The sequence below is a fragment of the Arthrobacter sp. BE255 genome, assembly GCF_031457335.1.
Lineage (GTDB): Bacteria > Actinomycetota > Actinomycetes > Actinomycetales > Micrococcaceae > Arthrobacter.
In genome coordinates this window covers 1-23365 of record NZ_JAVDWK010000002.1, presented here as the reverse complement: position 1 = coordinate 23365, position 23365 = coordinate 1, and the positions used below count along the sequence as shown (strand labels likewise).

Here is a 23365-nt window from a genome sequence, read left to right as displayed (position 1 = left end):
TCATGCGCCGGACCGGGCTGTGGTTGAGTGGAACCATGCCTTTTCACTGGCCCGGCGCCGTTCATTGGTCCAGCACCGCCACCCAGGCCCTCTCCGCGGCAGCCCTGAGCGCGCTGCTGATGACCAGCGCCATGAAGCATTTCCGCGATCCGGGCTTCTACCGCCAGGTGGTCCCGGACTACCTTTGCCGCGACGAGCAGGGTTCCCCTGCCGCGCCTGCAGCTTCAGCTGCAGCCGCAAGCGCGCGGCCGCTCGCGGTGATGACCCGCGATGAATGGATCGCGCTGAGCGGCCTCGTGGAGGCGGGTGCCGCCGTCGGCCTCCTGATCCCCGTTACGCGACGCGTCACGGCCACCGGCGTCGCTGCCCTCTTTGGCGTGTTCCTGGCCGGCCACGTGGACGCAATCCGGCGTGCCTATGGCCCGGACGGTTCACCGGTCCCGCGCAAAGTCCACACCGCCCGTTTGCCCCTGCAGGCGCCACTGATTCTGTGGGCCTGGAGCCTGCGGAACGCCGGCCGGCTGGGCGGCTCATGAAGCTTCTGGCCTCCCCGGCGGTCAAGGTGGGAATCTCCATCAGCATCGCCACCGGGCTCTACGGTGTTTCGTTCGGCGCGCTGTCCGTCACCTCGGGGCTGGACTTCTGGCAGACCATGGCGCTGAGCCTCCTGCTGTTCAGCGGCGGCTCGCAGTTCGCGTTTATCGGAGTGGTGGCCGGCGGCGGATCCGGCGTCGCTGCGATGAGCGCCGCCACGCTGCTGGGCATGCGCAACGGCATCTACGGCATGCAGCTCAACGCGCTCCTGCACCCGACAGGCTGGCGCAGGTACGTGGCGGCACAGCTCACCATCGACGAGTCAACCGCTACCAGCACCGGCCAGACCGATCCGGACGAACAGCGTCGCGGCTTCTGGGCTGCGGGGATCGGCATCTATGTCCTGTGGAACCTCTTTACCGCAGTGGGCGCACTCGCCGGGGCGGGTCTGGGCGATCCGAAGCAGTGGGGACTGGACGGTGCCGCGGTGGCTGCCTTCCTGGCACTGCTGTGGCCGCGGCTGAAGGGGCGGGAGCCGGTGGCCATCGCCGTCGTCTGCGCCCTGGCCACTGTCCTTGCGGTGCCGTTCGTGCCGGCGGGCGTACCGATCCTGATCGCGGCCGTGGTTGCCGCGGTGATCGGCTGGTTCAGCCACGGCCGCAGCGACGAAGGCCTTGAGCCGGACGTTGACCCGTATGCCGAGCACCACCACCGCCAACACGGTCCCGCCGGTTCCACGAAGGCGGGCGCATGAGCCTCTGGATCTGGCTGCTGCTGGCGTGTGCACTGGCTTACGCATGGAAGCTGGTTGGCTATTTTGTGCCGGCCCGGCTCCTCAAAAATCCCCGTATGTCCCGCGTGGCAGGCACCATGACCATCGGCCTGCTGGCATCCCTCACAGTGGTAAATGCCGTGGCTTCAGGCCAGTCGCTGGCAGCCGACGCCAGGCTGGGAGCGCTCGCGGCGGCGGCCATCGCGCTGGCTTTCCGGGCACCGTTCCTGGTGGTGGTGCTGGCCGGCGCCGGGGCTGCGGCAGTCCTCCGGCTTCTGGGATGGAACTGAGGCACACGCCAGGACGCCTGCCTCTGGTGACGCGGAACACGGCGGCGGTACTATGAGTCTGGCTAAGCAGTTGGCCATGGATCGTCTTTGTTGGAGCGGTAGCCATGGAAAACCCACTGTACGTAGCTGGCGACAGATCCGGGACGCCAGTAAAAATGGCGTCCCCCAAACGACGCGCGGGACTACCCGTGAAGAGGTTCTTCTCCCGTTTCAGGTCGCTGTCAGACGTCCCTGCGTCGGATCTGGAAATGCTCTCAGAGCGAGTCACCTTGGCGCTGGATCTGGGGCACGAACCCCACGTCTCGGCGCTCCGTGCAGCGGTACGCCACGAACTGCGCATCCGGGAATCAGCCCTCAACGATTGAGCTTTTCGGGACTGAAGTATGGTCCACTGAAGAGGGGCCGCCGCCCAAGGCAGGCGGCCGGAAGGAGGAATCACCATGAACGAACAGCCGCAAACGCCGGCCCAGGATGATGGGGTGGAAGCTACGACGACCGGCAGCCACGCCAAGGTGCGTCCCGCTTATCTGGACTCCAGTGGCTCCGAGTCCACCCGCGAACTCCGCGACACGGCACGCCGCCGCCGGGATGCCGAAGAGAAGCTCCAGCAGCATCTGCTCGAGGCCAAGGACCACACTCCCAATGCGGACACACACCCGCATTCGGCGCCGGAAGACGCCGATCAGCGCGAAGAGGCCGGCCAGCGGGAAGACGCTGGCTAGAGGAGGCTCAACGCGGGCTCAGGCTACTCCGTGGGCCGCGCCGTCGGCCGAGCCGGCCCGGCGGCCGATTTCTTCGACGGCCAGTTCGTACCAGACCTGCGCGCCGAATTCCGGCGCAGCCGTATCAAGGTTCTGGAACAAGGCGTCCAGGAGGTTCGCCAGTTCTTCGGGGGACAGGTTCGGGAGTACCACTTCCGGTCCACGCGGGTCATTTATCAAATGCGAGAGCTGTGAACTGTTCATCGTGCGGTGGTTTCGTCGAATCGGATACGCAGGAAACTGCTCATGGGTCGCTCCATCTGGGAAATCGGAGGCTGGCTGCGTAACCCCAGACGATTCTAATCCAACGATTGGATGCCCACAATGGCTCCAGCCCGGGGCGCACGCACTGGCTGGCGTGCACCTGGCCCGAATCAGGTGAAGCGGTTCAGCTGAAGCGGCGTCCGGTGACGAAGTCGCCAGACAGGTGACCGACGGGCAGTTGGGCCGGAGGCAAAGGTACGTGGACGGGAAGTGGCCGGTGCGGCCGTTCCGAGCGGATGGCGTCCTCAATGAGGGCCACCGGACGGCGCCAGGCGTCGGAGCCCGGCTCCATGGTGTCCACCACGCCGATCAGCATGGCGAGCAGCCTGAAGATGTCCGTCATGGAGATATCCGGCCGCAGTGTGCCCTGCCCTTGCCCGCGTCCGAGCAGGATGCCGATGGAATCGATCAGGGAGCCGGTGATTCCGGTGAGGAGCTGCCTGCGCCCGGCGACGGCGCCGAGCAGGTTCGCGTCGGTGCTGGCCGCAGCCATGATCGCCTCGATGACGCGGAACAGTCCTGCGGCTGCATCGATGTCCGCCAGGGCGTCGTCGATGACCGGATCCACGGTCAGCCGGAGCTGCCGGTTGAGGGCGGCCAGGACCAGTTCTTCCTTGTCCGCGAAGTTGCGGAACAGGGTTGCGGGTCCGACGCCGGCCGTGGCGGCGATGGTCTGCAGCGGCACTTCCGGGCCAAATTCCTGGAAGCATTGCCGGGCCGCCGTAATGATCTTGTCCACGTTGCGCGCTGCGTCTGCGCGGAGTGGTTTGCGGGCGACTGCGATGCTCATGCGATCAGGGTAGCAACGCAGCCCGGGGCGATCACCGTTACTGGAGGGTAGGCGGTTATGTGACGTGCGCGGCGCAGGGCCGGCCGCGGGGCGTCCCTGCCCGGCGTGGCACACTTTCCTTATGTTGCTTGCATTTTCTGTTGCCCCGTCCGGCACGCCCAGCGGCGGATCGCGCCCCACCGACGCGTCAGTGCACGACGCCGTTGCCGCCGCCGTGAAAATCGTCCGGGAGTCGGGACTCCCCAACAAGACGGATTCAATGTTCACCACCATCGAGGGTGAATGGGACGAGGTCTTCGACGTCGTCAAGAAGGCCACTGAAGCGGTTGGCCAGTTCGGCAGCCGGGTCTCGCTGGTCATCAAGGCGGATATCCGCCCCGGCTACACCGGTGAGCTCACCGCCAAGGTGGACCGGCTGGAAAGCGTGCTCGCAACCGACTCTTGAGCAGGTAGCCGGGCAAACCCGGGCTCCTGCATCAGCCGGCCGTCCGTCAGTGGCCGTTCAGTTCATGGACCGCGTGGTCCAGGAGGTCGCGCTGAACGGGCCGCAGCATGTAGGACAGGTTCAGGTACGCGTCGATTTCCAGCTCGCCGGCGTCGCCTCCGATGCTGAAGTAGTGCAGCCACAGCGATTCCAGGGTCATGCCAGCCTTGCGGTAGGCCGCCGCTGTCCGCTCCCGCTGCTCCTCGGCAGTCTCGTCAACGTTCATGGCCGTTCGTGGTCAGGTTCCGCAGGGCGGTCAAGCACGCTGAGTGCGACGGCGAAGAGGGGAGCTCCTTCCTGGCGGGACCGGTCCATCAGTGCACGCAATGCCGTGCGCTCATCCAGGTTCAGGCGCTCCATCAACACCCCCTTGGCCATGTCGATCACACTCCGGCTGTGCAGGGATTCCTTGAGGGCAGCGCTGAGCTGCTCGGCACTTTCATGTGCCTGGATGTTGGCGAGCATGACGGCGGCGGGTGCTGCGAGGAGTTCGAGCAGGTGTTCGCTGCCGTCGTCGAAGGCATGGGGACGGTCAGAATAGACCTTCAGCGCGCCGATGGCCTCGGCCGGTCGCGTTCCATTGTGGCCGGGGAGAAGCAGGGGAACGCTGAGGCAGGACATCAGGCCGCGCTGCGCGCTGGCCTCGCTCCATCGCGGCCAGCGTGTTTCCGTGGCGGCGTCGTCCACCCGGACGGTGGCGGCTCCGGCCCAGGCTGCGAGGCAGGGCCCTTCGCCGAGCTCGTACTGGAGCTGGTCGGCCTCCTCCACCAGCGCGCTCGTGGCGGCCCTGCTTGTGGGGTGGCCCTGGGCATCAATGAGTGTGGCGCCGGCGCCGATGCTTGCGGGCATGCTCTGGTATGCGGCCTGGGCAATCTTGGCGATGGCCGGGCCGGCAACGGGTTCTGTGAGCAACAGGCCGGATACGCGGGCAAAGACCGCGTGGAGTTCTCCGCTCAAAGACTCTCTTCGCATTACGGGTCATCTCCTGGTTGCCGTGGAACCGGCAGGAGAAACGCAAGGACTGCCGCTGGTTCCAGCATAGACCGCATGACTGCGCCTAGTGCGGGGCCGCCGGAATGGCCGCTCCCCGGACGATGTCCATGGCCAATGCCGGCAGCCTCACCTTCCTGGTCCTGGCGGCTTCCGCGAGCAGCGCTATGGCCGCTTCACGGCTGGAGCGTGTATGTGCCATGACCAGCGCGAGCGCCGCATCCATGGTTGCCCGGGAACGTAGCGCCGCCCGCAGCCCATCCGGATAGCTTGTCGGCCCAAGTGACGGGTGAACGAGCAAAGCGAGCCGAAGAGGGCGGGACAGTGACTGCGCATACCATTCGATGTCGGCCACGGTCTCCGGTCCGAAGGCCGACGGCTGGCGGGCGTAGCAGTTCAACGCAGCCGACGCCCACTCTCCGGCGTCGATGGGCACTGCCAGCATCGACCTGACGCCTGAGTCCTTGACGGCATCGAGGTAACGGTTCCACCGGGAATCCTCAGCGAGGTCTTCCACGAGCACCGTGCGTCCTTCCCTTAAGGCCGTCAGGCAGGGGCCGTCGTCGAGCGCGTATTGTTCCTCGTCCATCGCCCGGGCGTCGGCGCCGCTGCTGGCGGCGGTGAAGGGTGCGCCGTCGCGCTGCACGGTAATGGCGCACAGCATGGGCTCGGGAGCTCCCAGCCGCGCCGCCGAGTAGAGCGTCAGGTCCAGGAGGAACGTTTCGAAGTCCTTGCTCTGCAGCAACAGGTCCTGGAGGTGGTCGACAGTAGCAGTAGGGGTGGGTCCGGAGGCCATGGCGGGCCTCGATTCTGGGGTTGTCCCTGTCCGTGCGGGCCGGGAGCGGCTGTGGATGGTAGGCCGCAGCCTGGGGCGCTCCGGAACTGGCGTTCTGGAGCCGAAGCCCCGTGTTGACGGGATGCTTGCGCACGAATCCTTGGATTGCGCTCTCATTTCGAGCCTACGCGCAATGGCCGGCACAAGATACGGCAGCCACCATGGGTCGGGGCGGAGGTGCCTAGACCCGCGCCTGCGGCCGTGCCAGACTGTGGCCATGTTTGAGCACAAGCCCCAGCCGGGCTGGATTGCGGTGGAGGAATTCCTGACGGACAAGGTGGTCCATCCCGACGGAGCGCTGCAGCGGGCGGTGCAGTCCGCCGTCGACGCCGGGATGCCGCCGATCGAAGTGGCGCCCAACGCCGGGAAGCTGCTCAAGCTCCTGGTGCAGATGTCCGGCGCGCGGCGGGTCCTGGAGATCGGCACGCTGGCCGGCTTCAGCACCATCTGGATGGCCCAGGGACTTCCCGACGACGGCCGGCTGGTCACGTGCGAATACCTCACCAAACACGCTGACGTGGCCAGGGCCAACCTGGATGCCGCCGGGGTGGGCCACAAGGTTGACATTCGGATCGGCGCCGCGCTGGATTCGCTCGCCGCCCTGGAGGCTGAGGGCCAGGAAGCCTTCGACTTTGTCTTCATCGACGCGGACAAGGAGAACGACTCCAAATACCTCGACTGGGCTGTCCGGCTGGGCCGGCCCGGCACCACCGTGATCCTCGACAACGCCGTGTGGGAAGGGGCCGTGCTGGAGCCGTCCATGGACCCGGTGAATGCGCCGGGAATCGTCAGCGCCCTTGAGCTGATGGGGAAACACCCCCGGCTTGATGCCACGGTGATCCAGACGGTCGGCTCCAAGGGATGGGACGGGTTCGCGCTGGCCGTCATCCGGTGACAGGCTGCGCCGCCGGTAACGCCGTCGGGCCCCAAACTTCAGCCTCCGAAAAATTGCTAAGTATGCTTAGAATAGTCTCCCGCCCGGATCCCCGGACGGGACGAAAGCTTGCAGCGGAGGTTTTGATGAAAGCGTCACCCACCCTGGCCAGTAACCTTCAGATGGTCCTCACCGACCTGATCGAACTGCACATGCAGGGCAAGCAGGCACATTGGAACATCGTGGGAACGAATTTCCGCGACCTTCACCTGCAGCTGGACGAAATCATCGAGGCTGCCCGGCAGTTTGCGGACGAGGCGGCAGAGCGGATGCGGGCCCTGCATGCCCTTCCGGATGGCCGGAGCCGCACCGTCTCTGCCGATACGAGGCTGGAGGAGTTCCCCGCGGGCCTGACGTCCACGAAGGACGCCGTCAAGCTGGTCACGGCAAGGCTGGAACGGACCGTCAAGACCATGCGGGACGTCCACGACGAAGTGGATGAGGAAGACCCCACCAGTGCGGACCTCCTCCACGCCGTCATCGAACGCATGGAGCAGCTCGCGTGGATGGTGAATGCGGAAACCATGACGCCGTCGGCCGCCGTCACCGAGCCGGCTGGCAAATAGGCAGCGGCAGGCAGGTCCGTGAAGGAACCCAAACCGCAGGGCGATCCCGCGGCACCTGAACATCGGGGGCCGCGGCCCGTCAGGTTCATTGAGCCGCCAGGACGTGACGCCGCCCTGGAAAGCCTGCTCGCCGCCGTGGCCCCGGCGGTGGGTGACGTGCCGGCGCTCCTTACGCTGGCGCGCGAGGCAGGAAGGGCGTGGCCGCAGCCAGGCCACGGCGGCACGGCGGAGCTGTGGGAGCTGCTTGCCTCCGTCACCGCCGTTGATGTCGCCACCGGCCGGATCTTCGAACCGCACCTTGATGCGCTGGCCATCCTCGCCCAGTCAGGGAGGGATCCGGGCAGCATAGAGGGCGCGTGGGGGGTGTTCGCTGCCGAAGGCCCGGGGGCAAAGCTGGAAGCCAAAGCGGGCGACGGCGGCATCCTCCTGAGCGGGTCAAAGCCGTGGTGCTCGCTGGCGCCGCTGCTGGACCATGCCGTGATTACCGCCTACACCGAAACGGGCGGCAGGGCTGCCTTCGTGGTGGACCTCCACCACCCGGGAGTGACCTGCGAGGAGCCGGCGTGGATCGCCCGCGGGCTGCAGGAAATACCCAGCGGGACCGTGCACTTCAACCAGGTCCCGGCCGGGCAGCTGGGCGGCGAAGACTGGTACTTCAACCGTCCGGGCTTCGCGTGGGGCGGCATGGGCGTGGCGGCCTGCTGGCTCGGCGGAGCCGTGGCCGTAGCCAGGGACTACGCGGACGCCCTTCGTGGAGCTGCGGACCGGGGCCGCGAACCGGACCAGATTGCGCTCGCCGGCCTGGGCGAGACGGACCGGATCCTGACGTCCACGCTCCAGTACCTGGCGCGGACAGCAGCCCTGATTGACGACGGCGGACTCGCCGGCGGCGATCAACCCGCCTCCGGCGGCGATCGCCATGGAGTTGCTGACCGTCCGGACACCGACCGGAGCGCGTGGAGCGAAGCGCTGCGCGTGCGCGGCACGGTGGCTGCCGCCGTCGAACGCGTCCTGTCCCTGGTGAGCAGAAACCGCGGACCGGGACCACTGGCGTTCGACGAGCCATATGCCAAGCGGATGGCTGACCTGGCGCTCTATGTACGCCAGCACCACGCGCAGCGTGACGACGCGCAACTCGGGGCGCTGAGCCTGAAGGGGGAACGGCTGTGGTGACGTTTTCGCACACGGATGAAGGGACCGATGAGGCCGTCTGGGCTGCCAGCGGCCTCGCCGCAATTGCTGAATTGCCCCTTGCCCCGCAGGCGCTGGCCGGTATGAGGTTTGTGGTCCTGGCGGCCCACCCCGACGACGAGACGCTCGGTGCCGGCGGCCTGCTGGCGCAGCTGCACACCCTTGAGGCCGACGTCGACGTCGTGTTGTGCACCGCGGGCGAGGGGTCGCATCCCCACTCGATAACAGTCTCCCAGGACCAGCTGGCGACCACCCGCGTCAACGAGTTCGGCGCAGCCCTGGCCGCGCTGGGGCATGCCGGGAACTGGAGCTACCTGGGCCTGCCGGACGGCGGGCTGGCCGGGCACGTCACCGAGATCACCGCCGGCCTGCGTGAGGCCCTTGGCCGCCACGGCGGCCCGCCGGAACAGCTGGTGATTGTGGCCCCGTACCGTGCCGACGGCCACACGGACCACAACGCCTTGGGTGAGGCCGCGGCGCAGGCAGCGCTCCACGGTGGCCACGCGCTGCTCGAATACCCGATCTGGTACTGGCTGTGGGCAACGCCGGCCCACCCTGAGTGGAAGTCCTGGGTGCGGTTCCCGCTGGACCGGGCAGCACAGGAGGCCAAGGCGGCGGCAATGGGCGCCCACGCCAGCCAGGTGCTCCCGCTATCACCCCAGCCGGGCGACGAAGCGTTGCTGAGCGCGGAGTTCCTCCGGCATTTTGACCGTCCCTTTGAGACGTTCGCGTGGACACCATCAGCCAGCGTTGCCTCTGCCCCGCACAGCAGCGCGGACGCCGAACGGATCTTCGACGAGGTCCATTCGGCTTCCGAAGATCCGTGGAAATACACCACCAGCTGGTACGAACGCCGAAAACGCGCCCTGACCCTGGCCGCACTGCCGCAGGAGCACTACCGTTCCGGCCTCGAGATCGGCTGTTCCATCGGCACGCTCAGCCTTGATCTTGCGGACCGCTGTACCAGCCTCCTCGCCGTGGATGCCAGCAGCACGGCGCTGGAGCACGCCGCCGCCAGGCTGGCCCCGTTCCCCGGCGTGGCCACCCGGCAGCTCACCCTTCCGGGGGAGTGGCCGGACGGTACCTTCGACCTGGTGGTGGTCTCCGAAGTGGGCTACTACCTGTCGCCGGCGGAGCTGATGCTGCTGCTGGATCGCATCGAGGCGTCGCTGGAGCCCGGGGGCACACTCCTGCTGTGCCACTGGCGGCACCCCGTCGCCGGCTGGGAGCTCGACGGCGAGACCGCCCACACGCTCGTACGGGACCGTCTGCGCTGGGCCGCCGCGGGCCTCTACCGGGAGCGGGATTTTGTGCTGGAAACCCTGGTGGCGCCGCGGGACTCCACCAGTCCGGAGCCGTGATGGACCGCATTGGGCAGGTTGCCGTCGTCGTGCCGGTCCACAACGAGGAGCAGCACCTGGCCCGGGCCCTCTCCGGCATCCGGGCCGCGGCCAACGCCCTGCAGGCGTGCCAGCCCGGCGTCGGGGTCACGATCGTGGTTGTCCTGGACACCTGTACCGACAACTCCCAGGAGATCGCTGCACGGGTCGCGGCAGCGGATACGCGGATCACCCTGCTCGAGGTTGCCTTCCGGAGCGTGGGGAAAAGCCGCCGGGCGGGCATCGGAACACTGCTGGCCGCTTGTCCACCATCCGCGGGTGCTGCTTCCCGGCGGCTGTGGCTGGCCAACACGGATGCTGATTCCTGCGTTCCCGCGGACTGGCTGCAGCGCCAGGTAGGGCTCGCGGACGCCGGGGCGGACGCCGTGCTCGGGTCGGTGGAACCGGATCCGGAGGGCATGGACCCCGAGATCCTGCGGCGCTGGCATGCCAGGCACCCGTTTGAGGAGAACCATAGCCACGTGTACGGCGCCAACTTTGGTGTGCGGGCTTCGGCCTACGAGTTGTCGGGTGGGTTTCCGCGCCAGCGCTCCCACGAGGACCGCGCCCTGGTGGAGAAGCTGCGCCGTCGCGGGTTCGTGGTCAGGGCCACTGACAGCATCCGCGTGCTGACGTCGGGCCGCATCCATGCCCGGGCGCCCCACGGGTTCGGCGCCTATCTTTTCGCCATGGGGCTGGAGCCGGCTGTGGCGGTCGAAGGCTGATCCGGCGGAACGGATTGAACTCATCAAAAGGGCCGGGACAGCAGGTGCATACCTGCCGTCCCGGCCCGTGGGTCAGGTAATCATAGGGTCAGTCCTTTTTGAAGGCGTCCTTGACCTTCTCGCCGGCCTGCTTCAGGTCCGCCTTGGACTGGTCCATTTGTCCTTCGGCCTCAAGGCGCTCATCGTCTGTCGCCTTGCCTGCGGCCTCTTTGGCCTTGCCGCCCAGCTTCTCGGCGGTGTTCTCGATTTTGTCATCCAAACCCATGGTGATTCTCCCTACGGCTTGTTTGCGGCGGCGGAATGCCACCGATGGTTCTTCCATGCTAGCCAGCAAGGGCGGCGGTCAACAGAGGCTCAAACGGCATGAGTGCGGGAGAAAGTGGAAGAAACCGGATCGAGGGGGCCGACGGCGACTGGGGGGACTGGCCTCGGTCTCAGAAGAGGCCAACTCGCCGCCGACCCCGCCTGACGCCCGTGCCCAAATGACACAAGCAAGCTAAATGGGGCCTGTCCTGTTTTGATTTTCCTCCAAGTTGGTGACCCTGCCTAGTCCTTCCGATTCGAGTCACTGTCGTGGCGCTCACGGAGTTCACGGCCGTGCCGGATGTCTTCTTCCTCCTGCTTCTGCAGCTTCTCGCTCTTCTTCGTGTCACGGGGCGGCAGTTGGATTGTTTCCTCAGCTTTGATGCCGGCCTGGAGCTGTCGTCCGCGTTCCATCTCGGCGTCGAACTCGGCCCCGAACAGCAACGACATGTTCAGGATCCACAGCCACAGGAGCATCACGATCACGCCGCCCAGCGCCCCGTACGTCTTGTTGTAGTTTCCAAAGTTGGCCACATAGAAGGCAAAGCCCAACGATGCCAGGACAAAAATGACCAGGGCAATCAGGGAGCCAATACTCATCCACTTGAACTTGGGCTGTTTTACGTTCGGGGTGGCGTAGTAGAGGACGGCGATGATCACGATGACCAGGGCCACGATCACTGGCCACTTGGCGATGTTCCACACCGTGAGGAAGGCTCCGCTCAGGCCGATGGCGCCTCCCACAGCCTCCGAGACCGGTCCGCTCAGGACCAGCATGCCGGCGAGAAGGGCGACGATAACGACGGCAAGCAGGGTGACCGCCAGCATGGTCCCGCGGAGCTTCAGGAACGGCCGGCCCTCGTCCACTTCGTAGATGCGGTTCATGGCCCGGCCGAACGCGCCCACATACCCGGAGGCTGACCACAATGCGGTTGCCAGGCCGAGGAAAAGGGTGAGGCCGGCGGCAGGGGAAGCGGCGAGTTCCTCCACCGGGCCGCTGACAGTATCAACGGTGTCAGCGGGAGCGATGCCGCGGACGATCTCCAGCAGGACCGCCGTCGTTTTCTCCGGATCGCCGAAAATCCCCACCAGCGAAACGAGGGCCAGGAGTGCCGGAAACAGGGACAGCACGGCGTAGTAGGTGAGGGACGCAGCGAGGTCGGGGCATTGGTCCTTGGAGAACTCCCGCAGAGTCTTTTTGGCGATGTACTTCCAGGATGGCTTGGTGACGTCTGTGGGACTGTCCGGCTTCCGGGGATCGTCCGGTGCCGGGGCCTGGGCTGCCTTGGCGGTGCTGGTTTCCTGGGCGTCATGAGGTGTCATGGGGTCCTCTCCCGCGCTGAAGGCGGAGCTGAAAACAGACAGGCCGGCGCCGCCGGGGGAGGCGGGAGCCGGCCTGTCTGCTGCTTAGGGGTCAGGCGTTCTGGACGTGGTCCTTGGCGTCTGTTGCCTTGTCGCGCACGTCCGCGGCGGCGTACTGGCCTTCGGTTTTGACGTGTTCGGCGGCGTCGGTGGCGGTGGCCTTGACGTTTTCCATCGCTTCCTGGGCTGGTTCCTTCAGGCCCTGGGCCACATCCTTCGCGGCTTCGGCCAGTTCGGTGGTCAGCGGTTCAGCGGCTGTCTTGAGGGCGTCGGCTGCCTCGCGTTCCTTCTCACTGGCGGGAATGAGGGAGGAGAGCAGCATTCCGGCGCCGAAGGCGATGAGGCCTGCGGCCAGGGGGTTGCCCTGGGTTTTGGCCTTGACCTGGGCCGGTGCTTCGCCGATCGCGTGGCCGGCGTCGCCGACGGCGTCGCCGATTGCGTTGCCTGTGTGGCCCGCGCCGCTGTGGATGTTGGCTGTGGCGTGGTCGGCTGCTCCCATGACTTTCTCCTTCACGCCGAAGACGGCGTCCCTGACCTTGTCGGTTTGGCGGTGGACGATGTTAGACGGGGTGACTTTGTCGGCCACGGCGTCGACGTTGGTGCCGAGCCTGGCTCGGGTTGCTTCTATGTCTGAACGGATTGCGTCCGGGTTGTCGCTCATCGTTTTACCTCACCGGGTTTCAGGGTTGGGGGGATTTCTGCGAGTGTTTCGCCTGTCTGGGGCAGGCCTTTGACCTGCTTAAGTTCGCTCCGGCCCATGGAGGCCAGGACCGCGGCGATGATGCCCCAGATCAGGGCGACGACGACGGCGGACCAGCCCAGTCCCATCAGCCCACCCAGGGCGTACCAGAGCGCGATGGAAAGGAAGAGCAGGACGAAGTGCCCGGCCACTCCGGCGCCGGCAAGCATGCCGCCGCCCTTGCCGGCTTTGGATGCGGACTGTTTCAGTTCGGCCTTGGCGAGTTCGACCTCCTGGCGCATCAGCGTGGACAGGTCACGGGTCACCTCACCGAGCAGATCACCCAACGAGGTGTTATCCGCCTTCGCATGCGCCGCCGACGCAGGAGTTTCCGGCATCTGCGTGCTCATCACGGCCTGCCAGTCTGGCCGTCCGTGGACCGGTCCCTGGTGAGGGGGTCGCTGCCCATGGGGTCATCGGCGAGCTCCCGGTCCCGGAGCGGATCGTCGGCGAGCCGGTTGCCCGACCACGGATCTTCTGCCAGTTGCGGGCTGTCCAGCGGGCTGGCTGCGCTGCTGGTGCCGGCGTAACTGGTTTCTCCGGCATAGCCCGGAGAGCCGCCGTCGAACCCTGCCGTTGTGGTGGCCGGCCCGGGAACCTGGACAGGGGGCGGTGGCACCGCGCCGCCGGAGGGGGTGTAACCGCCCGGGCCACTGCTGTAGCTGTTGCTCCCGTACTGGCTGCCGTACTGGCCGGGTGAGCCGTTTGCGCCGGAGCCGTAGTCACCCGTGCTGCGTGCCGCCGTCGTGCCCGTCTCCGGTGCGCCGGCGCTCAGGCTGCGGCCTAGCCTGCCGGCCAGGACTCCGGCGCCTGCTGCGAGAAGCAGGAACGTGCCCGGACGCTGCCGGGCAAAGGACTTTACTTCGTCCAGGAGGGATCCGGGATCGCGCCCGTCCAGCCATGATGCCACTGAGGAGGACCGGTCGGCTGCCTGGCGGACCAGGTCGCTGGCCACACCAGGCTGGTCGGATGCCCGGGCCATGGCATGCAGTTCATCAGAGATGGACCGAAGCCCGCTGGCAACCTTCTGCTGCTGGGCGCCGGCCTGGTGGGTGAGGTCGGTACGGGCCTGGGAGAGCAGGTCCTTGGCGTTGGACTTGACCTCGGAAGCCACATTTGCGGCCTCCGTCTTGGCCGTCTCAGCTACGTTCTGCGCCGAATCCTTTGCGGTGCGGGCAACGTCACCGGCCTCGTCCTTGACGGCGTCTTTCACGGCGTCCGTGCGGGACGTCCCGGTTCCGTTGACGTCGCCCGACGGATAGGGGGTGCCCACCGGGGAAGTGGGCTGCGCGGCGGCGGGGAACGTCGTGGCTCTCCGCTCTCCAGTGCTCAATGGATTGGCCGGCGGTACCGTATTGGTGCTGTCCGCGGGCCATTGGTTCTCTGTCATCTTCGCTCTCTCTTTCCAAGAAGGCCGGTTGTTGATTAAGAACCAGCGATACTGGCCGTAAAATAGTAAGCATGATTACCAACAGATAGTAAGTACCCTTGGTAAATAACTTTATGCACGTTCCGGAAGGCCAGTTTCTGTGGGCATCTGCCGGGCCGGCGTAACAACATAGGAAGAGGTGGGTGGCGTGGAACCATGGGTTTGGGTGGTAGTTGGAATCGTTGTGGTGGTGCTGATTGTGCTGGTTCTGGTGACGGGGCAGCGCCGTAAGGCAATCCAGCAGAAGCGGGACGAGTCGCACCGCGAGAAGGCAGCCGAGATCCGCCGCAAGGCCGAGGACATTGAACTGGATGCCCGCGAAAACGAGGCCCGGGCCACGCGCGCCAGGGCCGACGCCGAGCAGGCCCAGGTGGAAGCTGCCAGGCTGCGCCAGGAGGCCGAGAAGAGGGCCGCTGAGGCGGAGTCACTGCGCGGCGACGTTGCCGAGCACACCAGGAAGGCCGACGCCCTCGACCCGGATGTGCAGACCGGCAAGGTCCATGAGGCTGACGTACGGACGCGCCGGGACGCCCGCGACACACGCACCGATGGCGACCGCAACGATGACGTCCGCGCTGATGACGCCCGTACTGATGACGCCCGTGCCGCGGGCGTTCGTGCCGATGAGGCGCGGACAACTGACGCGCGTGCCGATGAGGCGCGCGCCGCTGAGGTTCGCGGGGACGGTGCCGCGGCCCGGGATGCGGCCCCTGAGGGAAGCCGCGCCGGGGACGCCCGCACCGACCGCGAGAATCCACGGTCGGGAATCTAGCGCTGCGTCGCTAGTCCCGCGAATCTAGCCGCGTGGCTTCAGTACGGGGGAGGGCGTAACGCCTTCCCCCGTTGCCATGCCGTCCAGCAGTTGTGCGATCGCATCGACGGACGACGTTTTGGGCTCCCAGTCGAGCAGCCTGCGCGCCCGCCCGGTATCCATGACGGGCGCGCCGGCGGCCATGTCAATCCAGCCGGCGTCCGTGGGCTGGATGCGGAGTTTCCACGTCAGCCAGGCCAGCCCGCGGAGCAGGGACATCGGGATGGGCAGGATCCGGTGCGCATGCAGGAGCCTGGCCAGCTCCTGCGGCGTGATTGCCGGTTCGGCGGCGATGTTGAAGGCCCCCGATGCGCGGCGGTCCAACACGCGCCAGTACGCCTCGGCAACGTCGTCGGCATGAACGGCTTGGAATATCAGGTCGTCCGGGGCCGGCAGGATGGGAATCTTCAGCCGCCTCGGCAGCAGCCTGGGGATCAGCGGGCCCAGGAAGTACTGTCCGATTTCGCTCCCCGCGTTGCGCTGGAAAGTGAGGCCTGGCCGGAGCCGGGCTACCATGACGCCCGGATGGTCGGCCTCGAACCGGTCAAGCAGGCTTTCCTGCTCGGCCTTGTGCCGGCTGTAATGCGAGCCGGATATCCCAGTGGCCGGCCAGGATTCGTCGGTCCTCCGGTCCTTGGGCGCCTTGCCGTATGCGCCCACCGAGGACGCGCAGACAATATGCCCCACTCCGGATTGCCCGGCCGCTTCCAGGACATGGGCCGTCCCAGTGACATTAGTCCGGCGCAACTGTTCAAGGTCGCGGTTGGGCTGGAGTTGCCAGGCCAGGTGAACCACCGCATCAACGCCCGCCAGCGCTGTCCGGAGCCGCGGGAAGTCGGCGTCGACGCCGACATCCAGGGTGCGCCATTCCACGCCCCGGTACGGTGCCCGTGAGGTGTCCGGAAGCCTCCGGCTGATACCCACCAGCTCCAGGGAGCCGGGCTTTGATTCGAGTTGCCGCTGGAGATTGTGCAGGAGTGCGGTCCCCACGTTTCCGCTTGCTCCGGTAATAGCGATTCGCATAGCAGGATTCTCCCTTCGCGTGGCCGTCTGCGCCACCAGGACACCGCGCCTATCTCCGGAACCATTGTTTAATAAGCAACCTTATGATTTCCTACTTCTAAGTCTTGCCGCAGGCTTTCGGACCCAGACCGAGGAATCCACGACAATGCACGACTTTCTTCCTGCTTTTGACTTGGACCATCCCCCAGTTGCGCCAAAGGAGGAGCTCAGCCACCACGCGCCGGATTCGGCGGGCGGACGGCTCCGGGAGGCCTTTGAACATGATCTCGTCCTGGAGTACCTGGACCTTGCCGAGTCGCTGGCTGCCCGTTTCGAGGCCCGCGGCAGGGAGCGTGCCGACCTGAACCAGGTCGCATACCTTGGCCTGGTCAAGGCCGCGAAGGGCTTCGACCAGGCCAAAGGACGCAGCTTCCCCGCCTACGCCGCCCCCACTATCAGCGGAGAACTGAAGCGGTACCTTCGCGACCGCGGCTGGGCGGTGCGGCCGCCCCGCCACGTCCAGGACCTCCGCACCCGCCTGTACCGGGCGGAGCCCGAACTGGCGCAGGCGCTCGGTCGGACGCCCAGCATCGCCGAACTCGCGAACCAGCTCACGGAGGACCCCGCCGACGTCCTGGAAGCGATCTGCGCCTCCAGCAGCATGCACCCGGACTCACTTGACGCCGTCAACCCCTTCGACGGTTCGCTGCCGGTCGCCGAGGTGCTTGCCACCCCCGACTCGCCGATTGAGCGCGTGGAGGACCTGGCCTGCCTGCGGGAGGCGATGCATGACCTTGCCCCTGCGGACCGCGAACTGCTGTACCGGCGCTACTTCTGTGAAGAAACCCAGGTGCAGCTGGGCGAGCGCCTGGGCATGTCCCAGATGCAGGTGTCGCGCCGGCTTGCCCGTCTCCTGGTTGTGCTTCAGCACGTGCTCCGGGACGCGGACGGCTAAGTTCGGCCGGGCCGGTCCTGCCCGTCGGCGTCAACTAATGTTGAACCATGACTGAAGCGGCGCACGGATAATGGCAAAACGCGGCAAGTCAGGCGGCCGGAACAGCCAGCGTCCGGCGGCGGGGGTCATCGAAGTGCCCAAGGGAACCCGGCCGGAGGGTCCAGTTGAGGGCGTCTACTACATCGACACGGGCGACTGCGAGCTCATCGCGGACCAGGACAACTCCAACGGCTGGCTCCTGAAAATTAACGGCGTTATGAGTTCGCACATCGACCTCGCCGATCCGCTCTTCCTCGATTTTGAGTACATGCGCTGGATGGCTGCGCTGATCGAATCGCGCTGGCCGGTGGTGTCCGGAAAAGGCGCGTCCGAACCGCACCGTCTCCGTGGACTGCACCTGGGCGGCGGCGCATGTTCCCTGGCCCGCTACTTCCATGCCGCCTACCCGGACGCGCGGCAGGTGGTGGTGGAGCTGGACGGCAAGCTTGCGGAGTATGTCCGGGGCTGGTTCGACCTCCCCAAGGCACCGCTGCTGCGGCTCCGCGTGGGGGAGGCCCGGGAGGTCACCGAGACACTCACGCCGGACACCCGCGACTTCATCATCCGCGATGTTTTTGCCGGTGCACTGACCCCGCGCCCGCTCACCACTGCGGAGTTCAACGGCCATATCAGGCGTGTCCTGGCCCCGGGCGGCATCTACGTGGTCAACTCCGGCGACGCCCCGGACTTGAAGAATGCCCGCGAGGACGCTGCCACCATCGCCGCCGCCTTCGAGCACACCATGATCATCGCTGACCCGGCCATGCTCAAGGGCCGCCGCTACGGCAACATGGTGATGGCCGGCAGCGACACCCCGCTCGACGGCGACCCGCAGCTGGCCCGCAGGCTCCTGGGCGGCGCGGTCCCGGCCCATATCTGGAACGACGCCCAGGTGCGCGCCTTCGCGGCCGGCTCGCCCGTGCGCCATGACCCGGCTAGCTGACCCTTCCCCGGCCTAGCAGCGCCTCCCGGTGCGCCGCCGTCTGGTCCCGCAGGGCCTGCACGACGGCGGCCACCGCCGGGCGGCGCATCGAATCCGGCCGCAGCACCATCCAGTAGGGGAGCAGCTCGGCGAAGTCTCCGGGGAGCAGTCGGACCAGGTCCTCGTGCAGGTCGCCCATAAAGCACGGCAGGAAGCCGATGCCCGCGCCGGCGCGGGTGGCCTCCACGTGGACAAAAACGTTCGTGGAAGTGAGCCCGTCGCGCATCGCCGGCACCAAGCGGCGGGGTGCATCGAGGTCGTCCACCTGCAGCATCGAATCCACAAAGTAGACCAGCGGATGTTCCGTCAGTTCCGCCACGCTGGCGGGCGTCCCGTGCTCGGCGAGGTAGGCGCGTGAGGCGTACATCCCCAGCATGTAGTCGCCCAGGCGGACGGCTTCGGCCCGGTGGACCTGCGGTTCGCCCACCACCACTTCGATGTCCAGGCCCGAGCGCTGCTGCAGTGCCCGCCGGGTCATGGTCACCACCTCCACGGTGAGGCCGGGGTGGTCGCGCCGCAGCCGGGCCACGGCCGGGGCCGCAATGTAGGCGCTGAAACCGTCAGTCGCCGTCATGCGCACGACGCCGGCAATGGGGTCGGGTGCCTTGCCCGCCGGTCCCAGCGCACTCACCGCAGCCTCCACCTGTTCGGCGACCCGGACAGCCTCCGTGCCGAGCTCCGTCAGTTCCCAGCCGCCGGCCGCCCTGGCCAGGACCCGGCCGCCGAGCGCCTTCTCAAGCGAGGCTATCCGGCGTGAGACGGTGGTGTGGTTGAGGCCCAGGGCCTGCGCCGCCGTCGTAAATTTTGCGGACCGGGAGACGGCGAGCAGGACCAGCAGGTCGTCGGGATTGGCATTCATATCTGCAATTGTGCACATGGGTGGTGCTGGATTGGCCATTGAACGTGCATGTTTGTGCAGTAATACTCAGTGGAGCCATTAGTGCTGGAGATCACAGCACGTGTCAGAGTGGACACTAAGGAGAAACCCCATGAGCGTAGGACAACGCTCGGCAGACAATGCCGCCGGATCCGCACCCAAAGGATCCGGACTGAAAAAGATTGTGGCCGCCTCAATGGTGGGCACCGTAGTGGAATGGTACGAATTCTTCCTCTACGCCACCGCAGCAACCCTGGTGTTCGGGAAGTACTTCTTCCCCGCCACCGGAAACGAGCTGGACGGCATCATCCAGGCCTTCCTCACCTATGCCGTGGGCTTCGTGGCCCGCCCGCTCGGTGGCATCGTGTTCGGTCAGATCGGCGACAAGCTGGGCCGCAAACCCACCCTGCAGCTGACCATCGTGATCGTGGGCGTCGCAACCTTCCTGATGGGCTGCCTCCCCGGCTTCGCCGACATCGGCTACCTTGCCCCGGCGCTTCTCGTGGCCCTGCGCTTTATCCAGGGCTTCGCGCTCGGCGGTGAATGGGGCGGAGCGGTACTGCTGGTCGCCGAACACAGCCCCAACGCCTCGCGCGGATTCTGGTCAAGCTGGCCGCAGGCCGCCGTGCCGGTGGGCAACCTCCTGGCCACGCTGGTGCTGTTCATCATGTCCACCACCCTGAGCCCCGAGGCGTTCCTCGGCTGGGGCTGGCGCGTGGCGTTCTGGCTTTCCGCGGTGATCGTGTTTGTGGGCTACTACATCCGCACCCACGTCACCGAGGCCCCCATCTTCCTGGAGGCCAAGGCCCTGGTGGAGAAGGAGCAGGCCGTCAGCTACGGCGTCTTCGAGGTTGTCCGCAAGTACCCCAAGGGCATCCTGCAGGCCATGGGTCTTCGGTTCGCGGAGAACATCATGTACTACCTGGTGGTCAGCTTTGCCATTGTCTACCTCAAGAGCGTGCACAAGTACGACACGTCCTCGCTCCTGCTGGCACTCCTGATCGCCCACGTCATCCACTTCCTGGTCATCCCGCAGGTGGGCCGGCTCGTGGACAAACTGGGACGCAAGCCCGTCTACCTCTTCGGCGCCATCGCCGGTGCGGCCTGGCCCTTCTTCGCCTTCCCCATGTTCGACACCCGCAACGCCGTGGTGATCGTCGCCGCCGTGACCATCGGCCTGTGCCTGCACGCCTTTATGTACGCCGGCCAGCCGGCCATCATGGCCGAGCTGTTCCCCACCCGGATGCGCTACTCGGGTGTATCGCTGGGCTCGCAGGTGACCTCCATCTTCGCCGGTTCGCTGGCCCCGCTCCTGGCCACCCAGTGGCTCAAGGACACCGGCTCCTGGCTTCCCACCGCCCTCTACCTGGTGGTGGCCTGTGCCATCACCACGGTGGCGGTGCTGAGCCTGAAGGAAACCAAGGGCATCGCCCTGGAGGACGTGGACAAGGCCGACGCCGCCCGCGAAGGACTCCTGCCGGCCGGCTCACGCTGAGCTGCTTGAGACGCTGAGGACCGGGCACGAAGGCTGACTGGCAGACGATGGGAAGTGCAATGGAAAACAGTTTGAACGGCCGCAAGGCCCTGGTGACCGGCGGTGCCAGCGGGATCGGCGCCGCGTGCGTCAGGGAGCTCGCTGCCCGCGGGGCGAAGGTGGTGGTTGCCGACGTCGACTCCGCCGGCGCCGCCGCGCTCGCCGATGAAGTAGGCGGCACTTCCTGGGCCGTTGACCTGCTGGACGTGGACACGCTCGCCACCCTGAGCCTGGACTGCGACATCCTGGTGAACAACGCCGGGATCCAGCGCATCAGCCCCATCGAGGAGTTCGATCCTGCAGAGTTCCGCCGGATCATCGCCCTCATGCTGGAGGCCCCGTTCCTGCTGATCCGGGCCGCCCTGCCGCACATGTACGCCAACGGATTCGGCCGCATCATCAACCTGTCCTCCGTGCACGGACTCCGGGCCTCCCCGTTCAAAAGCGCGTACGTTTCCGCCAAGCATGGCCTGGAAGGGCTGAGCAAAGTGACGGCGCTTGAGGGCGGGGAGCGCGGTGTCACATCCAACTGCGTCAACCCCGGCTACGTCCGGACGGCGCTGGTGGAGAAGCAGATCGCCGACCAGGCCCAGGTGCACGGCATCCCGGAGTCGGAGGTCCTGGCCAAGGTCATGCTCACCGAGTCCGCCGTCAAACGGCTGGTTGAGCCCGCGGAAGTGGCGTCACTGGTGGCCTGGCTGGCATCGGATCATGCCGGCATGGTCACCGGGGCCAGCTACACCATGGACGGCGGCTGGTCCGCGCGGTAGGTTACTGACCCATTTCATATCCCGCCACCTGGGACGGCTAATCCTGCCGCCTCAGGTGGCGGTGGTCGTAGAAGAAGACTCCCGTCGCGGTGCTCAGTTCCACGGACGAACCGCGGCTGGTCATGACGATCCCCTCGTGCCGGCCGTTATAGGGATCATCCCCCACCACGGCATCCCCCACCCGGTAAGGGCACTTTGGGCCGAGAATCATCAGGATCCGGTCACGGATCATCATGATGAGGGAGGAAAGTCTGACTGGCCGGCCCATGCTGGCCAGGTCCGGGACATGTGCTTTCACCAAACCACTCCTTGAAGGCGGCATGGAGCCGCCCACTGCGGTGCGGTTGCCGGAACGCTCCCAGCAGAGGATGGTCCTCCTATTCCTGGCGGGCACCTTACACATACGCTAGGCGCTATTCACACCAGTCACACCAGTAACAAGTACTCGTTTTGGCGGAGGCCCACTACTTAGGGACTGTTCAGCGCTGGAATTTGCGTCAGGGCTGGCCGTCGAGAATGTCGTCGGCGTTGTCGTACGCCCAGGTAACCAAGGGAACCAGCAGGGCGGTGAGTTCATGACCGCGGTCCGTCAGGCTGTAGTCCACATGTGGCGGAATGACCGGCTGGGCCTTCCGCAGCACCAGGCCGTCACGTTCCAGTGTCTTCAGGGTTTGCGCGAGCATCTTCTCGCTGATGCCTTCGGCCCGCCGCCGCAGATCGCTCCAGCGATGCTCACCTTCCGAGAGCGCCACGAGGATGAGCACTCCCCATTTGCTGGTGATGTGGTCCAGGACCGTCCGGCTGGGGCACCCGGCCTGGAATACGCCGTCGGCAGAGTCCGCGGGCAGGTGGGCCAACTGCGGGATGCGCAGTGTTTTCGCTTCCATGGCCATATCTTACCAAAAGGTCAGTACCTTACTTTTAAGTGCGTACTCTCTTCCAGGAAGTAATCGCCCGGCCTGCTGGTTGTGGATAGTGACCCCATACAAACGGTGAAAGGAAACACCCCATGAGCATCGTCATTACCGGAGCCACCGGACAGCTTGGCCGCCACGTCGTCGAGGCACTGCTGCAGCGCAACGTTCCGGCAGCGCAGATCGTGGCCACCGGCCGTTCCCTCGAAAAGCTGGCCGATTTCGGCACCCGCGGTGTCCAGATCAAGCCGATGGACTATTCGGACCCGGCGTCCGTGGCGAAGGCGTTGCAGGGCGCCAGCAAAGTCCTGCTCATCTCCGGGAGCGAGGTTGGCCAGCGCGTTGACCAGCACCGCACGGTGATTGAGGCTGCCAAGGCTGAAGGTGTGGAGCTCGTCGCGTACACCAGCATCGCCAACGCCGACACCACCACCATGAAACTGGCCGCCGAACACCAGGCAACCGAGGCCATCCTGAAGGACTCCGGCGTCCCGTTCGCCATCCTCCGCAACGGCTGGTACCTCGAAAACTACACGGACCAACTGCCGGGAACGCTGGCCCAGGGCGCCCTGGCAGGAAGTGCCGGCGAGGGCAAAGTCAGCGCCGCTTCCCGCGCCGACTATGCCGAGGCCGCCGCAGCCGTTCTGGTTGCCGACAACCAGGCCGGCAGGATCTACGAACTCGGCGGGGACCACGCCTTCACGCTCGCGGAACTGGCGCAGGAAATCAGCACCGCAGCCAGCAAGCCGGTGGCGTACCAGGACCTTCCGGCCGAGGAGTACGCCGGGCTGCTGGCCGGATTCGGGGTTCCGCAGCCGTTCGCCGAGATTCTGGCCGATTCTGACCTCGGCATCGCCCGCGGCGACCTCCTGGTCAGCGGCTCCGACCTCCGCACCCTGATCGGCCGGCCCACGACGCCGATGCCGGACGCAGTGCGGTCCGCCGTCGCCGCCGCCTGACGCACCACCCCCGACGCTCTCTCACTTAATGCGGCTTTTCGGCCATCGCTCTCTCACTTTCCTCAAGAAAGTGAGAGAGTGCGCTCGTCAAGTTTTTGAGACAGTTCTCGTTGTTGTTGGTTAGGCGGCCAGGGGTTCCTGAACGGTTGTTTGGTAAGCGGTGTGGGCAGTTAC

30 protein-coding genes are annotated in these 23365 nt (G+C 66.4%); 16 read left to right on the top strand and 14 right to left on the bottom strand.

Annotated elements, in window-relative coordinates; all coding sequences use genetic code 11:
• Positions 1 to 35 precede the first annotated feature (35 nt).
• The 4 genes from J2X42_RS03475 (at position 36) to J2X42_RS03460 (ending at position 2318) form a co-directional block, all read left to right on the top strand.
• A complete protein-coding gene (locus J2X42_RS03475) occupies positions 36 to 536 on the top strand; it encodes a hypothetical protein (RefSeq protein WP_310162258.1) in 501 nt (166 codons plus the stop codon).
• Complete coding sequence (locus tag J2X42_RS03470; protein ID WP_310162257.1) at positions 533 to 1288, top strand: AzlC family ABC transporter permease; 756 nt, start codon at positions 533 to 535, stop codon at positions 1286 to 1288. Before J2X42_RS03475 ends, J2X42_RS03470 begins: the two co-directional genes overlap by 4 nt.
• A complete protein-coding gene (locus J2X42_RS03465) occupies positions 1285 to 1596 on the top strand; it encodes an AzlD domain-containing protein (RefSeq protein ID WP_310162256.1) in 312 nt (103 codons plus the stop codon). The genes J2X42_RS03470 and J2X42_RS03465 overlap by 4 nt, the downstream gene beginning before the upstream one ends.
• A 440-nt stretch (positions 1597 to 2036) precedes the next feature.
• Positions 2037 to 2318 carry a hypothetical protein gene (locus J2X42_RS03460; protein ID WP_310162255.1) on the top strand — a complete coding sequence of 94 codons (282 nt, stop codon included), beginning with the start codon at positions 2037 to 2039 and terminating at the stop codon, positions 2316 to 2318.
• A gap of 18 nt (positions 2319 to 2336) precedes the next feature.
• On the opposite strand, the gene J2X42_RS03455 is transcribed toward J2X42_RS03460, so the two are convergent.
• Both J2X42_RS03455 and J2X42_RS03450 read right to left on the bottom strand, forming a co-directional pair.
• A complete protein-coding gene (locus tag J2X42_RS03455; RefSeq protein ID WP_310162254.1) occupies positions 2337 to 2510 on the bottom strand; it encodes a hypothetical protein in 174 nt (57 codons plus the stop codon).
• 235 nt (positions 2511 to 2745) lie between these two features.
• Positions 2746 to 3411 (bottom strand): helix-turn-helix domain-containing protein, encoded by a 666-nt coding sequence (locus J2X42_RS03450; protein ID WP_310162252.1) that lies wholly within the window; start codon positions 3409 to 3411, stop codon positions 2746 to 2748.
• 121 nt (positions 3412 to 3532) lie between these two features.
• Here J2X42_RS03450 and J2X42_RS03445 point away from each other — a divergent pair, with 121 nt between their 5' ends.
• Positions 3533 to 3856: a thiamine-binding protein gene (locus J2X42_RS03445; protein WP_310162251.1), complete on the top strand. Its 324-nt coding sequence runs from the start codon at positions 3533 to 3535 to the stop codon at positions 3854 to 3856.
• A 46-nt stretch (positions 3857 to 3902) separates the two neighbouring features.
• On the opposite strand, the gene J2X42_RS03440 is transcribed toward J2X42_RS03445, so the two are convergent.
• The 3 genes from J2X42_RS03440 to J2X42_RS03430 form a co-directional block, all read right to left on the bottom strand.
• Complete coding sequence (locus J2X42_RS03440) at positions 3903 to 4121, bottom strand: hypothetical protein (protein ID WP_310162249.1); 219 nt, start codon at positions 4119 to 4121, stop codon at positions 3903 to 3905.
• Entirely contained in the window at positions 4118 to 4852 is a 735-nt protein-coding gene (locus tag J2X42_RS03435; protein WP_310162247.1) for a GAF and ANTAR domain-containing protein, read from the bottom strand. Before J2X42_RS03435 ends, J2X42_RS03440 begins: the two co-directional genes overlap by 4 nt.
• Before the next feature lie 100 nt (positions 4853 to 4952).
• A complete protein-coding gene (locus J2X42_RS03430) occupies positions 4953 to 5681 on the bottom strand; it encodes a GAF domain-containing protein (protein WP_310162245.1) in 729 nt (242 codons plus the stop codon).
• Positions 5682 to 5937: 256 nt separating this feature from the next.
• On the opposite strand from J2X42_RS03430, the gene J2X42_RS03425 reads away from it, so the two are divergent.
• From J2X42_RS03425 to J2X42_RS03405, 5 genes are all read left to right on the top strand, one after another.
• A complete protein-coding gene (locus J2X42_RS03425) occupies positions 5938 to 6615 on the top strand; it encodes an O-methyltransferase (protein ID WP_310162244.1) in 678 nt (225 codons plus the stop codon).
• A gap of 125 nt (positions 6616 to 6740) precedes the next feature.
• Entirely contained in the window at positions 6741 to 7220 is a 480-nt protein-coding gene (locus tag J2X42_RS03420; RefSeq protein WP_310162242.1) for a DNA starvation/stationary phase protection protein, read from the top strand.
• An 18-nt stretch (positions 7221 to 7238) separates the two neighbouring features.
• On the top strand, positions 7239 to 8393 hold the full coding sequence (locus tag J2X42_RS03415) for an acyl-CoA dehydrogenase family protein (RefSeq protein WP_396134013.1): 1155 nt from the start codon (positions 7239 to 7241) through the stop codon (positions 8391 to 8393).
• Positions 8387 to 9772 (top strand): bifunctional PIG-L family deacetylase/class I SAM-dependent methyltransferase, encoded by a 1386-nt coding sequence (locus tag J2X42_RS03410; RefSeq protein ID WP_310162240.1) that lies wholly within the window; start codon positions 8387 to 8389, stop codon positions 9770 to 9772. The genes J2X42_RS03415 and J2X42_RS03410 overlap by 7 nt, the downstream gene beginning before the upstream one ends.
• The gene (locus J2X42_RS03405; protein ID WP_310162237.1) at positions 9772 to 10515 is read left to right on the top strand and encodes a glycosyltransferase; all 744 of its coding nucleotides are present in this window, start codon (positions 9772 to 9774) and stop codon (positions 10513 to 10515) included. The genes J2X42_RS03410 and J2X42_RS03405 overlap by 1 nt, the downstream gene beginning before the upstream one ends.
• 88 nt (positions 10516 to 10603) lie before the next feature.
• On the opposite strand, the gene J2X42_RS03400 is transcribed toward J2X42_RS03405, so the two are convergent.
• From J2X42_RS03400 to J2X42_RS03380, 5 genes are all read right to left on the bottom strand, one after another.
• Positions 10604 to 10780, bottom strand: a complete 177-nt coding sequence (locus tag J2X42_RS03400; RefSeq protein ID WP_131133355.1) for a CsbD family protein — start codon at positions 10778 to 10780, stop codon at positions 10604 to 10606.
• Between the two features lie 281 nt (positions 10781 to 11061).
• Positions 11062 to 12141 carry a YihY/virulence factor BrkB family protein gene (locus tag J2X42_RS03395; protein WP_310162234.1) on the bottom strand — a complete coding sequence of 360 codons (1080 nt, stop codon included), beginning with the start codon at positions 12139 to 12141 and terminating at the stop codon, positions 11062 to 11064.
• 91 nt (positions 12142 to 12232) lie between these two features.
• The gene (locus tag J2X42_RS03390; protein WP_310162233.1) at positions 12233 to 12841 is read right to left on the bottom strand and encodes a DUF3618 domain-containing protein; all 609 of its coding nucleotides are present in this window, start codon (positions 12839 to 12841) and stop codon (positions 12233 to 12235) included.
• On the bottom strand, positions 12838 to 13269 hold the full coding sequence (locus J2X42_RS03385; protein ID WP_310162230.1) for a phage holin family protein: 432 nt from the start codon (positions 13267 to 13269) through the stop codon (positions 12838 to 12840). The genes J2X42_RS03390 and J2X42_RS03385 overlap by 4 nt, the downstream gene beginning before the upstream one ends.
• The gene (locus tag J2X42_RS03380) at positions 13269 to 14309 is read right to left on the bottom strand and encodes a hypothetical protein (RefSeq protein ID WP_310162227.1); all 1041 of its coding nucleotides are present in this window, start codon (positions 14307 to 14309) and stop codon (positions 13269 to 13271) included. The genes J2X42_RS03385 and J2X42_RS03380 overlap by 1 nt, the downstream gene beginning before the upstream one ends.
• Positions 14310 to 14496: 187 nt before the next feature.
• On the opposite strand from J2X42_RS03380, the gene J2X42_RS03375 reads away from it, so the two are divergent.
• Positions 14497 to 15120, top strand: a complete 624-nt coding sequence (locus tag J2X42_RS03375) for a hypothetical protein (RefSeq protein ID WP_310162224.1) — start codon at positions 14497 to 14499, stop codon at positions 15118 to 15120.
• 24 nt (positions 15121 to 15144) lie between these two features.
• Here the strand turns inward: J2X42_RS03375 and J2X42_RS03370 are convergent, their stop codons facing one another.
• A complete protein-coding gene (locus tag J2X42_RS03370) occupies positions 15145 to 16182 on the bottom strand; it encodes an NAD-dependent epimerase/dehydratase family protein (RefSeq protein ID WP_310162222.1) in 1038 nt (345 codons plus the stop codon).
• A gap of 145 nt (positions 16183 to 16327) precedes the next feature.
• Here J2X42_RS03370 and J2X42_RS03365 point away from each other — a divergent pair, with 145 nt between their 5' ends.
• Both J2X42_RS03365 and J2X42_RS03360 read left to right on the top strand, forming a co-directional pair.
• Positions 16328 to 17116, top strand: a complete 789-nt coding sequence (locus J2X42_RS03365) for a sigma-70 family RNA polymerase sigma factor (RefSeq protein WP_310162219.1) — start codon at positions 16328 to 16330, stop codon at positions 17114 to 17116.
• A 70-nt stretch (positions 17117 to 17186) separates the two neighbouring features.
• Positions 17187 to 18098: a fused MFS/spermidine synthase gene (locus J2X42_RS03360; protein WP_310162218.1), complete on the top strand. Its 912-nt coding sequence runs from the start codon at positions 17187 to 17189 to the stop codon at positions 18096 to 18098.
• On the opposite strand, the gene J2X42_RS03355 is transcribed toward J2X42_RS03360, so the two are convergent.
• Complete coding sequence (locus tag J2X42_RS03355; RefSeq protein WP_310162216.1) at positions 18091 to 18996, bottom strand: LysR family transcriptional regulator; 906 nt, start codon at positions 18994 to 18996, stop codon at positions 18091 to 18093. The two genes, J2X42_RS03360 and J2X42_RS03355, sit on opposite strands and share 8 nt — an antisense overlap.
• A 130-nt stretch (positions 18997 to 19126) precedes the next feature.
• Here J2X42_RS03355 and J2X42_RS03350 point away from each other — a divergent pair, with 130 nt between their 5' ends.
• Both J2X42_RS03350 and J2X42_RS03345 read left to right on the top strand, forming a co-directional pair.
• Positions 19127 to 20509 carry an MFS transporter gene (locus J2X42_RS03350; protein ID WP_310162214.1) on the top strand — a complete coding sequence of 461 codons (1383 nt, stop codon included), beginning with the start codon at positions 19127 to 19129 and terminating at the stop codon, positions 20507 to 20509.
• Between the two features lie 59 nt (positions 20510 to 20568).
• Positions 20569 to 21318, top strand: a complete 750-nt coding sequence (locus J2X42_RS03345; RefSeq protein ID WP_310162212.1) for a 3-hydroxybutyrate dehydrogenase — start codon at positions 20569 to 20571, stop codon at positions 21316 to 21318.
• 37 nt (positions 21319 to 21355) lie between these two features.
• Here the strand turns inward: J2X42_RS03345 and J2X42_RS03340 are convergent, their stop codons facing one another.
• Together J2X42_RS03340 and J2X42_RS03335 are read right to left on the bottom strand one after the other, a co-directional pair.
• A complete protein-coding gene (locus J2X42_RS03340; RefSeq protein WP_310162209.1) occupies positions 21356 to 21616 on the bottom strand; it encodes a hypothetical protein in 261 nt (86 codons plus the stop codon).
• A 199-nt stretch (positions 21617 to 21815) separates the two neighbouring features.
• Complete coding sequence (locus tag J2X42_RS03335) at positions 21816 to 22205, bottom strand: helix-turn-helix domain-containing protein (RefSeq protein ID WP_310162207.1); 390 nt, start codon at positions 22203 to 22205, stop codon at positions 21816 to 21818.
• Between the two features lie 122 nt (positions 22206 to 22327).
• Between J2X42_RS03335 and J2X42_RS03330 the strand changes: the two genes are divergently transcribed.
• Positions 22328 to 23191, top strand: a complete 864-nt coding sequence (locus J2X42_RS03330) for an SDR family oxidoreductase (protein ID WP_310162205.1) — start codon at positions 22328 to 22330, stop codon at positions 23189 to 23191.
• The last annotated feature ends 174 nt before the right edge of the window (positions 23192 to 23365 follow it).

What these genes read in the sequence shown, in the direction of transcription:
- J2X42_RS03440 (WP_310162249.1), bottom strand. Translation starts at nt 4,121, where the DNA reads ATGAACGTTGACGAGACTGCCGAGGAGCAGCGGGAGCGGACAGCGGCG.
- J2X42_RS03450 (WP_310162252.1), bottom strand. Translation starts at nt 3,411, where the DNA reads ATGAGCATCGCAGTCGCCCGCAAACCACTCCGCGCAGACGCAGCGCGC.
- J2X42_RS03395 (WP_310162234.1), bottom strand. Translation starts at nt 12,141, where the DNA reads ATGACACCTCATGACGCCCAGGAAACCAGCACCGCCAAGGCAGCCCAG.
- J2X42_RS03330 (WP_310162205.1), top strand. Translation starts at nt 22,328, where the DNA reads ATGAGCATCGTCATTACCGGAGCCACCGGACAGCTTGGCCGCCACGTC.
- J2X42_RS03350 (WP_310162214.1), top strand. Translation starts at nt 19,127, where the DNA reads ATGAGCGTAGGACAACGCTCGGCAGACAATGCCGCCGGATCCGCACCC.
- J2X42_RS03385 (WP_310162230.1), bottom strand. Translation starts at nt 13,269, where the DNA reads ATGAGCACGCAGATGCCGGAAACTCCTGCGTCGGCGGCGCATGCGAAG.
- J2X42_RS03400 (WP_131133355.1), bottom strand. Translation starts at nt 10,780, where the DNA reads ATGGGTTTGGATGACAAAATCGAGAACACCGCCGAGAAGCTGGGCGGC.
- J2X42_RS03405 (WP_310162237.1), top strand. Translation starts at nt 9,772, where the DNA reads ATGGACCGCATTGGGCAGGTTGCCGTCGTCGTGCCGGTCCACAACGAG.
- J2X42_RS03430 (WP_310162245.1), bottom strand. Translation starts at nt 5,681, where the DNA reads ATGGCCTCCGGACCCACCCCTACTGCTACTGTCGACCACCTCCAGGAC.
- J2X42_RS03460 (WP_310162255.1), top strand. Translation starts at nt 2,037, where the DNA reads ATGAACGAACAGCCGCAAACGCCGGCCCAGGATGATGGGGTGGAAGCT.
- J2X42_RS03475 (WP_310162258.1), top strand. Translation starts at nt 36, where the DNA reads ATGCCTTTTCACTGGCCCGGCGCCGTTCATTGGTCCAGCACCGCCACC.
- J2X42_RS03465 (WP_310162256.1), top strand. Translation starts at nt 1,285, where the DNA reads ATGAGCCTCTGGATCTGGCTGCTGCTGGCGTGTGCACTGGCTTACGCA.
- J2X42_RS03445 (WP_310162251.1), top strand. Translation starts at nt 3,533, where the DNA reads ATGTTGCTTGCATTTTCTGTTGCCCCGTCCGGCACGCCCAGCGGCGGA.
- J2X42_RS03355 (WP_310162216.1), bottom strand. Translation starts at nt 18,996, where the DNA reads ATGAATGCCAATCCCGACGACCTGCTGGTCCTGCTCGCCGTCTCCCGG.
- J2X42_RS03370 (WP_310162222.1), bottom strand. Translation starts at nt 16,182, where the DNA reads ATGCGAATCGCTATTACCGGAGCAAGCGGAAACGTGGGGACCGCACTC.
- J2X42_RS03380 (WP_310162227.1), bottom strand. Translation starts at nt 14,309, where the DNA reads ATGACAGAGAACCAATGGCCCGCGGACAGCACCAATACGGTACCGCCG.
- J2X42_RS03390 (WP_310162233.1), bottom strand. Translation starts at nt 12,841, where the DNA reads ATGAGCGACAACCCGGACGCAATCCGTTCAGACATAGAAGCAACCCGA.
- J2X42_RS03420 (WP_310162242.1), top strand. Translation starts at nt 6,741, where the DNA reads ATGAAAGCGTCACCCACCCTGGCCAGTAACCTTCAGATGGTCCTCACC.
- J2X42_RS03425 (WP_310162244.1), top strand. Translation starts at nt 5,938, where the DNA reads ATGTTTGAGCACAAGCCCCAGCCGGGCTGGATTGCGGTGGAGGAATTC.
- J2X42_RS03360 (WP_310162218.1), top strand. Translation starts at nt 17,187, where the DNA reads ATGGCAAAACGCGGCAAGTCAGGCGGCCGGAACAGCCAGCGTCCGGCG.
- J2X42_RS03335 (WP_310162207.1), bottom strand. Translation starts at nt 22,205, where the DNA reads ATGGAAGCGAAAACACTGCGCATCCCGCAGTTGGCCCACCTGCCCGCG.
- J2X42_RS03470 (WP_310162257.1), top strand. Translation starts at nt 533, where the DNA reads ATGAAGCTTCTGGCCTCCCCGGCGGTCAAGGTGGGAATCTCCATCAGC.
- J2X42_RS03345 (WP_310162212.1), top strand. Translation starts at nt 20,569, where the DNA reads ATGGAAAACAGTTTGAACGGCCGCAAGGCCCTGGTGACCGGCGGTGCC.
- J2X42_RS03365 (WP_310162219.1), top strand. Translation starts at nt 16,328, where the DNA reads ATGCACGACTTTCTTCCTGCTTTTGACTTGGACCATCCCCCAGTTGCG.